Here is a 12,354-nt window from a genome sequence, read left to right on the forward strand (position 1 = left end):
ATCTATTCTCTACTCTCATAGAACTAGATTCCCGACTGCGCTCCTTCGTCGCTATCGGGAATGACGTTATCGAAGTTCCACGCTTTTGCTGTCATCCTCAAGAGCGAGGTACGAGCGAGTTGGGGATCTATTCTCTACTCTCGAACGAAGCGAAGCGCTCTCAAGGACGAAGTCCGCTCTCTACTCTCGACGCGCAGCGTTCTCAATTCTCAAAAGAATCCAAAGGCTCTATCGGCGCTTGACTAGCTACTTTCTTCGCGGCGAACGGCACATCCGCTAACTGAGCGGTATTGCCATCAATTAGTTCACCAAAATGAAACAAGCCGAATTCACCCGGCTTCATACGATGCCAAGCTTCGTTATCGGTCAATGGCTGCGTAGCCACCACCGATACCACATCGTTGGGTGTCGTCTCTTCTTGGAAGTTAATCGTCACATCTTCGTCAATCAAGGTCGCTTTACCAAATGGGGCGCGACGGGTAATCCAATAGAGGTGATTGGTGCAGTAAGTCATGACATACTCGCCATCAGAAAGCAGCATATTAAATACCCCTTTTTCTTTGAGCGTGTCACAACACTGGGCAACAAAACGAAACATGCCCATCATATCTTGCGGTGGTTCTGGATAGCGCTGTTCAAGTTGGGTAACCAACCAACAAAAAGCTAATTCACTGTCCGTTTGCCCAACAGGGCGAAAACGGCCCAGAGCCAAATCTTGGTAATCCGTCAACTGGCCATTGTGAGCGAAAGTCCAATAACGACCCCAAAGCTCACGAGTAAATGGGTGGGTGTTTTCCAGATTGACGCCACCGCGATTGGCCTGACGAATATGGCTGATCACCGCACGACTCTTTATCGGGTAGTTTTGCACTAACTCGGCAATCTTTGACTGGCAACTAGGGTTAGGATCTTTGAAGGTACGAAAGCCTTTACCTTCGTAAAAAGTGATCCCCCAGCCATCGCGATGTGGACCAGTATTGCCACCACGTTGCATCAGACCGGTAAAACTAAAGCAAATGTCAGTCGGTACATTTGCGCTCATTCCGAGCAATTCACACATGGTTTAACTCACTCCCTAATTAAACACCCAATACCAAGCTACCACAGAGTTGGTATTGGGATAAACCGTGCATCGGAATGGGAATTACTTTTCCATTTCCTTTTCAATCAATTGAATCACAATATGAATAATCTTGATGTGAATTTCTTGAATACGGTCAGCATAACCAAAATGTGGCACACGAATTTCAATATCCGCACACCCCGCCATCTTGCCACCATCTTTGCCCGTTAGAGCGATGGTTTTCATGCCTTTATTCTTTGCCGCTTCAATCGCGTTCAAAATGTTGACTGAATTGCCTGATGTTGAAAGACCAAACAGAACATCCCCTTTTGAACCTACCGCTTCAAGGTAACGAGAAAAGACAAAATCGTAACCAAAATCGTTACTCACACAAGAAAGATGGCTAGGATCAGAAATCGCAATACCTGGGTAACCTGGACGATTTTCACGGTAACGACCAGTGAGTTCCTCAGCAAAGTGCATCGCGTCACAGTGAGAGCCACCGTTACCACAAGACAGTACTTTGCCACCTTGCTTGAACGAATCAGCGATCAATTTTGCTGCCGCTTCAATTTGAGCAATATTGTGATCATCACTTAGGAACTTGTTCAGCACATCAGCTGCTTCAGTCAGCTCACTTTTAATCAAATCCTGGTACATAAGCATTCTCTTTTAATCAGTATTAGAGCGCTGTTTTTACAGCCTCAGACTCTTCTGAGTTTACTTGAACCATTCGTACTGTCGAGAGTCAGGCTTAAAGATTTCCTCGATTCTTGACCTTGCCCGTTCACAAAATCGACACCACCGCACATTTATAGAATCTTTACTCTACATGGATCACTTTTTGAACAATTCAATGTTTTACATTTTGTTAATATCTCTATTACAATTTAACTGGTTAGACCACTAAATTAATCCAGACAATTAAAACCTTAAAAAGTCTGAGAAGGAACACATAATATGGATATCTTGCTCTCTACTCTTGGCCTCGCCGCAGTCCTAAGCGCTTGCCTCTATCATCGAACCTCACTGCTGCTGTCATTGAGCGCATTGACTGCCACCATGATTGTGCTCTCAATAATGGGCTATCTCGGCTCAATAAGCTGGATGCTGTTTATTGCTGCTGTAGTCATCTTGACCATCCCCAGCATTCGGCAAAAACTGATCAGCCAAAAAGCACTTAAGTTATTTAAAAAAGTGCTACCAGCCATGTCACAAACAGAGAAAGAGGCATTGGATGCTGGAACAGTATGGTGGGAAGCAGAGCTATTTAAAGGCAAACCAGACTGGCAAAAACTGCATGATATTGCCGCGCCAACACTCAGCGCGGAAGAGCAAGCTTTCTTAGACGGTCCGGTAGAGGAGGTATGTGCGATGGTGAGTGATTACCAAGTCACCCATGAGCTCGCCGATCTACCTCCTCATGTTTGGCAGTATCTTAAAGATCATAAATTCTTTGCCATGATCATTAAGAAAAAATACGGGGGATTAGCATTCTCTGCTTACGCTCAGTCTCTAGTGTTACAAAAGCTTACTGGGGTATCCAGTGTTTTATCCTCGACGGTTGGGGTACCAAACTCACTGGGGCCCGGAGAACTACTTCAGCACTACGGAACTCAAGAACAAAAAGAGTATTACCTGCCACGTCTTGCTCAAGGCAAAGAGATCCCATGCTTTGCTCTAACCAGTCCCGAAGCCGGCTCTGACGCAGGGGCCATTCCTGATTATGGAGTGGTTTGCTATGGTCAATGGCAAGGAGAGAAAGTGTTGGGTATGCGTCTTACTTGGAATAAACGCTATATCACACTAGCACCAGTGGCAACAGTGCTTGGCCTTGCGTTCAAGTTACGCGATCCTGATGGACTGCTGGGCGAAACCCAAGATCTTGGCATCACTTGCGCTTTGATCCCTACTCATCTCAAAGGAGTCGAAATTGGTAATCGTCATTCTCCACTCAATGTTCCATTTCAAAATGGGCCAACTCGCGCCAACGAACTGTTTGTACCGATCGATTACATCATTGGCGGACAAAAAATGGCAGGGCAAGGCTGGCGTATGTTGGTTGAATGCTTATCGGTAGGACGCGGAATTACCCTACCTTCCAACTCAACCGGTGGGATTAAAACCGCCGCATTGGCAACCGGTGCTTATGCGCGAATTCGTCGCCAATTTAAACAACCAATTGGCCATATGGAAGGGGTTGAGGAGCCACTCGCTCGCCTTGCAGGTAACGCCTATGTAATGGATGCTGCGAGTGCATTGACCGTGACCGGGATAGATCTTGGGGAAAAACCATCGGTGATCTCCGCGATAGTCAAATACCACTGCACCCATCGCGGGCAGCGCAGCATTATTGATGCGATGGACGTTGTCGGTGGCAAAGGTATTTGTCTCGGGCCTTCAAACTTCCTTGCGCGTAGCTACCAAGGTGCGCCAATTGCCATTACTGTTGAGGGCGCCAACATTCTCACTCGCTCAATGATTATCTTTGGCCAAGGCGCAATTCGCTGCCATCCATACGTACTGACTGAAATGGAAGCAGCCTATTCAGAACATCATGACGCACTTAATCAATTTGATGCTGCACTAGCAGGTCATGTCAGCTTTAGCGCCAGTAATCTAGTGCGCAGTTTATGGTTAGGGCTAACCGACGGTCGCTTTTCTAGCGCACCAAGCAAAGATGAAACCCAGCGCTACTATCAACAACTCAATCGCTACAGTGCCAACATTGCCTTATTATCTGATATATCAATGGCAGTACTCGGCGGCTCACTCAAACGTAAAGAGCGCCTTTCAGCTCGTCTCGGTGATGTACTAAGCCAGCTATATTTGGGGTCAGCCACGCTAAAACGCTACGATACAGAAGGACGCAATAAAGAAGATCTGCCGCTATTGCATTGGGGGATGCAAGATTGCCTCTATCAAACCGAACAAGCCATCGATGGCCTATTGGCGAATTTCCCTAATCGCATCATTGCCAAACTATTAAAGTGGATCGTCATGCCTCTGGGCAAAGTTCGTGATATGCCAAGTGATAAGCTGGATAGTCAGGTCGCACAAATTATTCAAACGCCGAGTGCCACACGCTCACGCTTAGGTCGCAATCAATATCTGACTGCGAGTGAGTTTAACCCTGCTGGTCGTATTGAACATGCTCTACACGTTATTCTCGCAGCAGAACCGCTATTTGATAGAGTCTGCCAAGCATTGGGGAAACGCCGAGCGTTCTTAAAATTAGATACGATTGCGGAACAAGGGCTTGAACTCAACGTCCTCAGTGAAAAAGAAGCGCAATTACTGATTGAGGCAGAACAACAACGCTTATACGTGATCAATGTTGATGACTTTGCTGCGCACGAACTCGCGGCGAAGCCCCAAAGCCCAGCGGCCATGGATGAAGTTGCTTGAGCGCGCCATCTTAAGCCATCATCACCTTAGCTGATTGAGAGCTGATAACAAAAGGGCTGCCACTGCAGCCCTTTTTGAGGTTATTTTTCGATTAGCCCTTTCTTGGCATTTCTAGCTGCATCTCTGGGATCGCGGCTTTTTTCGCTTTCAATTTACGCACCAATAACCAACCAATTAAGCCACCAGCGATGATAACAATGTTACCTAATGCAATGATAAATATGCTTTGCTTACGCTGTGCATCACGCTCTTGCTGAATGCGGATCTCTTCCAAACGCTTCGCCTGCTTCACCCGTTCCTCTTCTTGTAAACGACGAGTTTCGGCTAAATCAATGTCTTTCAATACGCTGTAAGTTTGCTCCGACAATGGGAACATTAACTCACGATGGGAGCCGAGTTCCGTCGCAAAGACTTTACCAGACCAAGAGTATTCACCAATCACACCGCTGTATGGAATATCCAGCTCCACTTTCATCGCTTCGCTATCTTGCGCGGCATTTTCAACCGAGATTTCAGAGCCTGTAGCATCAGTATGTTCAATATGAGCGGCAAGTGACCCAGGTTGAATCATGCCTTGTTCACCAGAAAAAATGACTTGATGGTCAACATTCTCCTGCCTCGACTGAATAAAAGAGAGCTCAATTGGGCTTGGGTAAACCAACACTTCTTGTTCTTGTGCACGCAAAAACACCCCATTACCAGAAGTAATACGCACACGGTATTTGCCCGGCTGAGAGGTGATTGGCAACGAGACAGTAAACACGCCATCACCCGCTTTTTCATCCAATCCTTGACCATCATCGGCAAACGTCCCAGCTTCAACCGGTACTGGACGCGCCTCTTTGATCAAGTTCTCTTCATTTTCAATGTATTTAGTAAAGGTAACTTTAAGTTTCACGCGATCCAAAAAGTCACGTAACACCAAAGGTTTATCATTGGAGGTCAGTCGAGCAGTGAACTTGATATCTTCACCTTGGAATAAACGTTCTGGTAACGCTTGTGCAGAAAGCTTTAAGTGGGAAATGAGTTTGATTTTATTTTTCGGTGTTACTTTACCAATGGCCTGCCAAGGACCCGGCATTGGATTCTCAATAGAAATAATGTCCATCGCCGATTCTTGATACCAGCTCACATTCTCTGGACTACGATGGGAATAATATTTTTTACCGTCTGGACGAACTAAGACCACTGGTTGAGAGGCCTCTGCGCGATAAATAACAAATGTAATATGCTCAATGCTCGGATCAACACGAAAGCGGTTGTCGAGCAGCGACATGGAACTTGGGGACATTGAGGAGCTCTGAGCGGCATAACTCAGTGAACAAACGAATAACCCCAGCAGGGCAAACCAAATCCTCAACATCTTTTCTCCTATTGACGCCAGAGGCAGCTTCCGCTTTTCTCTACGATATCTAAACGGCCATTATGGGCTTCTATTTCATCGGCGGTAGCATGCAAAACCTTTAGCGATTTTCGCTGACTAGACGCGCGTTTTATTGACTCACCTCCCACTCCTTCACCTTCTCCACTACCGGGATTGAATTGCAAAGTGGTTTGTCCGCCGGTCATCAATAGATAAACGTCGGCTAAGATCTCAGCATCGAGTAGTGCGCCGTGGAGGGTTCGATGGGAGTTATCTATGCCATAACGGTCACATAAAATATCGAGGTTGTTACGCTTACCTGGGAAGATTTTCTTCGCCATGGCCAGCGTATCGGTCACCTTACAATATTGCTCGGTCTTACCTATCGAGGCATCTAGCTTTTCGAATTCATAATCCATAAAGCCGACGTCGAAGGGCGCATTATGCGCGACCAATTCAGCCCCTTGGATAAATTCTAAAAACTCTCGATGCACATCACGATATTGTGGCTTATCACGCAAGAATTCATCAGTAATACCGTGGATAGCCACCGCTTCTGCTTGAATTTCACGATCAGGCTTAATATAGACGTGGAAATGACGACCAGTCAGTTTACGATCAATGATCTCAACCGCACCGATTTCGACAATACGATGGCCAAGGTAATGAGGACCGCCATCTTGGTTCATACCGGTAGTTTCGGTATCGAGAACTACGATGCGATGCTGATTTAAATTGTTACTGGTATTCATTGCAAGCTATGTGTCAGACTATGTGGATTATGTGCTAACACCTATAGTATCAAATCATGACGAAACAAGTGGAAATTTTCACTGATGGTTCTTGTTTAGGTAACCCAGGCCCTGGTGGGTATGGCGTTGTACTGCGTTATAAGCAAGTAGAGAAAACGCTCGCTAAAGGCTTTGCCCTCACAACCAACAATCGTATGGAAATGCTGGCGACTATCGTGGCCCTAAAAGCATTAAAAGAGCCATGTTCGGTCATCCTAACCACCGACAGTCAATATGTGCGCCAAGGTATCACTCAGTGGATCCACAATTGGAAGAAGCGCGATTGGAAAACCGCTGACAAAAAGCCGGTAAAAAATGCCGATTTATGGAAAGCACTGGATATTGAAACTCAACGCCATGATGTTGATTGGCGCTGGGTAAAAGGCCATGCTGGTCATCGTGAAAACGAAATGTGTGATGAACTGGCGCGCACGGCGGCGGAAAACCCGAGCGAAGAGGATCATGGCTATATTCCTAATACTTAAGAAAATGCCGTGACAAATTACCGCTTACAACAGTTCGACTTTGATGACACCTTGTAGTTGACGCTAACCGGCGTCAATTTTCGCTTCAGCTTCCAATGTGGCTTGATCGGTTTTAATGGATACGTTCGTTTACGCGCGACAATAAAGTAAAGACTACCAAACGGCGCCGCCCACTCTCCAATGCTATTTTCGAGCCAAGTCCAACAAGTACGGTGATTCTGCACCGGGAATAAACCATACTGCTCACACGTCAATACCTGATAGTTTAAGATGCCAAGCCAATCTTTAATTCGATTGGTGGTAAACATCCGTCCGCTCCAAGGTAAATTATTTTTTCGCCAAGGCATAAAACTGGCGATACCGGTAAAGCTGATTGGATTAAAGCCAGTTAAAATCAAATAGCCATCATCGATCATAACGCGATCGACTTCTCGCAACATGCGATGGGGATCATTACAATAATCGAGTTGATGAGCGAGAATCACCGTATCGAAGCTTTTTTCTAAAAAGGGCAAATCGTAACCATCCGCAACCACATTATGCAAAGGATTGTGGATATCTAGATTTACTTGATGTTGAATGTTGCAGTTGCAGCTCGTGAGCTCGCAGCTTAAACCACCCAACTTGAGCATGTGATAACCAAAAAGCTTTGGGCACCACTCATCAAGCCGAGTTTGGATAGATTCGTTAACCCATTGGCCATTCTTTAATTGTGCCCAAGAATGGGGCTGTACAAGCTTTTTTTCACTGCGTGCTGGTTTCATAACGAGCTCACTTTGATGAATGGAGATAAAACCATGCTATATATCAAAAGCATACCTGCATTTAACGACAACTACATCTGGCTCATCCAAACAGACGATCGTCGTTGTGCGGTTGTCGACCCTGGCGATGCTGCGCCCGTATTAGCCTACTTACAACAACATGAGTTAACTCTAGAAGCAATCCTTATTACCCACCACCACAATGATCACATTGGTGGTGTTCCAGAGTTAGTTCGTCAATTCCCGACGATTGATGTCGTTGGTCCCGCGAACGAACCGGTTCCCACATTAACTCACCCTGTTGAAGCGGGCGACCAAATTCATCTATTTGATGAGGTCTTTTTCGTACTTGGTCTTGAGGGTCACACTTTAGGTCACGTTGGCTATGTGGGTGATGGCAAACTATTTTGTGGCGATACGCTATTTTCTGCTGGATGCGGTCGAGTTTTTGAAGGCACGATGGAGCAGATGTATCAATCACTCAGTAAGCTTGCTGCACTACCAGAAGAAACCGAGGTTTACTGCGCCCATGAATATACCGCAAGTAACCTTGCGTTTGCGATGGCTGTAGAACCAGACAATGTACAACTGCAAAAATACCGTGAAGAAGTCAATCGTCTTAGAGCACAAAACCGACCAACTCTGCCAACCACCATCCGTCGTGAAAAATGGATTAATCCGTTTTTACGTGTTGATGAAGCCAGTGTCATAAGATCAGCAAGTAACCGAACAACACAAATCGATCCTGTGTCAATTTTTACAGCATTGCGTGAGTGGAAAAACGAATTTTAACGTTTTCTTACTTGTCACTCAGCTAATGAGACAAGTATTATCAGCAGCCGTTGAAAAGAAGGGCTGTACCATGCGATTTAAACATAGCTGGATTCTGGCACTGGTATTAACCGGTTGTCAAATCACCCAGCCTACTACTCAAGATTCTGATGTAGAAACCACCTCAGATAAACCATCTACTGCGACAGTAGTTCCTGCAACACCGGCCACTACACCTGTAGAATCTCAAGTAGTGGCTGCACCTGTTGTGACACCTCAGTCACAAGAAGATGTGTGGCAACGTATCGCGATGCAACTTGAGATGCCAATCCCTGATCATAAAACGGTTGATTACTACCGTACTTGGTATCTAAAGCATCCAGGCCATCTTAAAACTGTTTCTCAACGTGCTCAGCCATTCCTTTATCTCATCACTGAGAAGATTGAGCAACGAGGCTTACCGTTAGAGCTAGCACTATTACCTGTGGTTGAAAGCTCATTTGATGCTTTTGCCTACTCACATGGCAGTGCCGCCGGTCTTTGGCAATTTGTACCTTCAACGGGAAAGATGTACGGCCTTGAACAAGATTTTTGGTACGACGGTCGCCGTGACGTCGATGCTGCAACCGATGCTGCGTTGGATTTTCTCACCGACTTAAACCAACGATTTGATGGTAATTGGTCACATGCGATTGCGGCTTATAACAGCGGCGGTGGTCGAGTATCGAGTGCTATTCGTAAAAACACCAAAGCGGGTAAACCGATCGATTTCTTCTCACTTTCACTTCCTAAAGAGACCAGCGCTTACGTACCTAAGCTACTTGCCCTTGCTGACGTGATAGCCAATCAAGAGAAATACGGGATTGAAATCCCACCGATTGCCAACAAACCCGTAGTTGAATTAGTTAAACCGAATGAACAGCTTGATCTCGCGATTGCCGCTAACTACGCCGATATTTCTGTGCGTGAACTGCAAGGCTTAAACCCTGCTTATAACCAATGGGCGACATCGCCAGACGGTAATACGCAACTACTATTGCCTATCGCTTCAGTCGACAAGTTTAACGCGCAATTGGCACAAAACCGTGGCAAAGGCATGAAAGTCGCGCGCTATAAAGTACAGTCGGGAGACACTATCAGCGTGCTGGCGACCAAGTACAACACCACCAGCCAAGTAATTCGTACTGCGAATAACATGACCAATAATAACATCCGTATTGGACAACATCTGCTGATCCCAATTTCAACCAAAGATGACAAAGCCTACGCACTCAGTGCCAGCAACCGCTTAGCTAAAACACAAGCGACAGCGCGCGGAAAGTACAAGCTCTCTCATACCGTTGCAAAAGGTGATAGCCTTTGGAGCATTGCCAAAGCCAATAAGGTGTCTCACACCTCTCTCGCAAAATGGAATGGTATGGGTCCACGAGATACGTTGCGTATCGGACAAGATTTGGTGATTTGGAAAAACAGCGCTGATGGTGCGGTGATCCGAACCGTGTTCTACCAAGTTCGCAACGGTGACACCGTCAGTGGCATCGCCAACAAATTTAAGGTTAAAAGCCACGATGTGGTGAAATGGAATAACCTAGAGAAAAAGAAATACTTAAAGCCAGGTCAAAAACTAAAACTTTATGTCGATGTGACTAAGGTTAGTGTATGAAGCCCTCTAGCAACCCTTTAAGTATGCTCGTCGACATCTTCCGTTCGCCTAGCGCTTGTTTTCTCGCCCTGCACCAAAATGGTATGTGGGGTTGGCAACCTTTCATCGTATTGCTGGTCACGCCCTTTCTCTTCTGGGGTGCATACTTTGATCTGGTTAATTTTGCATGGTTAAAGCAAGCATTGCTGCCTCAGTTACAGCAAGTCAATCCAAGCCAAGTTGCGTTGCTTGATGCCAACACCTTGATGGCCAGCGAGATCATTGCGGATATCCTTGGTCGCATCACCAGCGTGGCATTACTGGCCTTTTGGTTTCATTTTGCAACCAAGCCAAGTCAGCATCAACACGGCTACTGGAAATGGTTTGCCGCAAGCTGCGCAATATTGTTTCCAGCCGTACTCGGTGATCTTGCAAGCTATGTCAGTGCGTTATTAAAGCATGGCCAAGTGATGAGTTATGCCGCCAATTTAAACAGCCTCAACGGGCTAATTAAGCTACCAATGACCAGTGATTGGTTTTCATTTGCGAGTTCATTGCCACTGTTAATGCCATGGTACATCGCACTTGGCTACGCCGCTGTCGGCACATGGACCGAATTTGAACGAGGCCAAGCACTGGCTATTGCAGCACTGCCTTGGCTCGTGGTCTACACGCTTTGGGCGCTATTTTTGCTGATTTTCTAACGCAAAACTCCGCTTACGGCAGTAAGCGGAAGTAGACTTCAATCGGATTGTGATCAGAGGCGTCAGAAATGGGCGCCTCTGCTTTTTCTAACCTCAAACCACGGTAGAACAAGTGATCAAGTGGCAATCCATTAATAAACAGCTTGCGATGATCAAGCTGATACTCCACCTCTTGGACTCCAACTCGCGCCAATACCTGTTTCATCACCCTCAATCGCTCTTCACTCCAACTATTAAAATCACCTGCCACAATGATTGGGCCGAGATGAGCTTGTAATACATTGGCTAATTTTTCTAGCTGATGGTGGTACTCTTGTGTGCCATAGGTAAAGTTCACCGCGTGAATATTTACCACTGCTAAGGTTTGCCCATTAGACAAAGGGTAAGTAGCATACAGCGCGGATTTAGGTAAGCGTAGCCAAGGCTCCATCTCAGTATAACCACAGGCTCGCTGCGGCAACTGATGCGCAAGGTTGAGTACCCCTGCTGATGTATCAAACGCCTTAAACGCATCGACTAAGTTACCGCTCCACTGTCCCGCGTCAATCCATTCCCGTAGTTGCGGGGTCATGCTTGCCTCTTGCAATAACAGCAACTGCTTATCTTGAGCAAATCCATTCAGTTCGGACTGCCAATTACTGCGATTCTGCTTATAAATATTCCATACCAACAAGTTAAGTTGACCATTATGATCAATCGCTTGCGGTTGAGGATTTTGATAACACGCTAACTCGGGATGAAGATCATTATCCGATATTGCTGGCGGCGTAATAGTGGTCACCTGAGCTGATTCAGGTAAGGTAAAAATAGCTTGATAGGTAAAATAGGTCGCAGCGGTGATCACGCTTGTCAGCGCAAAGAGAATTCTTTTTTTCATAATGTGGATAGTGCTCACTCAGTCAAATACTGATTGAATATCCTTATTGATTTAAAGCATTGCCATCCAATATGGACTGCCAAAAAATAAAAGAGCCATGCGGCTCTTTTCTCTGAATTAGATTGCGTCTTCGTCTTCTTCGCCAGTACGAATACGAACAACACGTTCAACGCTAGTGATAAAGATTTTACCATCACCAATTTTACCGGTTTGTGCTGTTTCAATAATAGTATCGACGCATTGATCTGCAACTTCGTCGGTGACCACTATTTCAAGTTTCACTTTTGGTAAAAAGTCGACCATGTATTCTGCGCCACGGTAAAGTTCTGTGTGACCTTTTTGACGGCCAAAGCCTTTTACTTCCGATACTGTCATACCGGTAATACCAACTTCTGCCAGTGCTTCACGCACATCATCCAGTTTAAAAGGCTTAATGATCGCCTCAATCTTTTTCATGTTCATCCCTTAAACTTACGTTGTTTCCAT

General features: G+C 45.8%; 12 protein-coding genes and 1 pseudogene. 6 read left to right on the top strand and 7 right to left on the bottom strand.

What is annotated here, in order from left to right; translation table 11 throughout:
• Nucleotides 1-242 (top strand): hypothetical protein (locus tag RH85_RS23275; protein ID WP_206536045.1); only part of this gene is annotated, 242 nt, incomplete at its 5' end.
• On the opposite strand, the gene RH85_RS07740 is transcribed toward RH85_RS23275, so the two are convergent.
• Both RH85_RS07740 and lpcA read right to left on the bottom strand, forming a co-directional pair.
• Nucleotides 203-1,060 (bottom strand): class II glutamine amidotransferase, encoded by an 858-nt coding sequence (locus RH85_RS07740; protein ID WP_006711659.1) that lies wholly within the window; start codon nucleotides 1,058-1,060, stop codon nucleotides 203-205. The two genes, RH85_RS23275 and RH85_RS07740, sit on opposite strands and share 40 nt — an antisense overlap.
• An 84-nt stretch (nucleotides 1,061-1,144) precedes the next feature.
• Nucleotides 1,145-1,723 (bottom strand): D-sedoheptulose 7-phosphate isomerase, encoded by a 579-nt coding sequence (lpcA, locus tag RH85_RS07745; RefSeq protein ID WP_006711660.1) that lies wholly within the window; start codon nucleotides 1,721-1,723, stop codon nucleotides 1,145-1,147.
• Between the two features lie 300 nt (nucleotides 1,724-2,023).
• Here lpcA and fadE point away from each other — a divergent pair, with 300 nt between their 5' ends.
• Nucleotides 2,024-4,471, top strand: a complete 2,448-nt coding sequence (gene fadE, locus RH85_RS07750) for an acyl-CoA dehydrogenase FadE (protein WP_006711661.1) — start codon at nucleotides 2,024-2,026, stop codon at nucleotides 4,469-4,471.
• A 91-nt stretch (nucleotides 4,472-4,562) separates the two neighbouring features.
• Here fadE and RH85_RS07755 read toward each other — a convergent pair whose 3' ends face one another.
• Both RH85_RS07755 and dnaQ read right to left on the bottom strand, forming a co-directional pair.
• Complete coding sequence (locus RH85_RS07755) at nucleotides 4,563-5,834, bottom strand: TIGR03503 family protein (RefSeq protein WP_006711662.1); 1,272 nt, start codon at nucleotides 5,832-5,834, stop codon at nucleotides 4,563-4,565.
• 8 nt (nucleotides 5,835-5,842) lie between these two features.
• Nucleotides 5,843-6,586, bottom strand: coding sequence for a DNA polymerase III subunit epsilon (gene dnaQ, locus RH85_RS07760; protein ID WP_006711663.1), 744 nt, complete (start codon nucleotides 6,584-6,586; stop codon nucleotides 5,843-5,845).
• A 56-nt stretch (nucleotides 6,587-6,642) separates the two neighbouring features.
• Here dnaQ and rnhA point away from each other — a divergent pair, with 56 nt between their 5' ends.
• A complete protein-coding gene (gene rnhA / locus RH85_RS07765; RefSeq protein WP_006711664.1) occupies nucleotides 6,643-7,110 on the top strand; it encodes a ribonuclease HI in 468 nt (155 codons plus the stop codon).
• A 17-nt stretch (nucleotides 7,111-7,127) separates the two neighbouring features.
• Here the strand turns inward: rnhA and RH85_RS07770 are convergent, their stop codons facing one another.
• Nucleotides 7,128-7,874 carry a class I SAM-dependent methyltransferase gene (locus RH85_RS07770; protein ID WP_006711665.1) on the bottom strand — a complete coding sequence of 249 codons (747 nt, stop codon included), beginning with the start codon at nucleotides 7,872-7,874 and terminating at the stop codon, nucleotides 7,128-7,130.
• 33 nt (nucleotides 7,875-7,907) lie between these two features.
• Between RH85_RS07770 and gloB the strand changes: the two genes are divergently transcribed.
• The 3 genes and pseudogenes from gloB to RH85_RS07785 all read left to right on the top strand — a co-directional run bounded on the left by gloB (nucleotide 7,908) and on the right by RH85_RS07785 (nucleotide 10,991).
• Nucleotides 7,908-8,666 (top strand): hydroxyacylglutathione hydrolase, encoded by a 759-nt coding sequence (gene gloB, locus RH85_RS07775; RefSeq protein ID WP_006711666.1) that lies wholly within the window; start codon nucleotides 7,908-7,910, stop codon nucleotides 8,664-8,666.
• Between the two features lie 232 nt (nucleotides 8,667-8,898).
• Nucleotides 8,899-10,308, top strand: a pseudogene (locus RH85_RS07780) (LysM peptidoglycan-binding domain-containing protein); the annotation flags it as partial.
• Entirely contained in the window at nucleotides 10,305-10,991 is a 687-nt protein-coding gene (locus tag RH85_RS07785) for a YIP1 family protein (protein WP_006711668.1), read from the top strand. The pseudogene RH85_RS07780 and the gene RH85_RS07785, both read left to right, overlap by 4 nt.
• Before the next feature lie 13 nt (nucleotides 10,992-11,004).
• Here the strand turns inward: RH85_RS07785 and RH85_RS07790 are convergent, their stop codons facing one another.
• Entirely contained in the window at nucleotides 11,005-11,868 is an 864-nt protein-coding gene (locus tag RH85_RS07790) for an endonuclease/exonuclease/phosphatase family protein (protein ID WP_006711669.1), read from the bottom strand.
• A 117-nt stretch (nucleotides 11,869-11,985) separates the two neighbouring features.
• Entirely contained in the window at nucleotides 11,986-12,324 is a 339-nt protein-coding gene (gene glnB, locus RH85_RS07795; RefSeq protein WP_006711670.1) for a nitrogen regulatory protein P-II, read from the bottom strand.
• Nucleotides 12,325-12,354 lie beyond the last annotated feature (30 nt).

Source organism: Vibrio ichthyoenteri ATCC 700023 (genome assembly GCF_000222605.1).
Taxonomy (GTDB): domain Bacteria; phylum Pseudomonadota; class Gammaproteobacteria; order Enterobacterales; family Vibrionaceae; genus Vibrio; species Vibrio ichthyoenteri.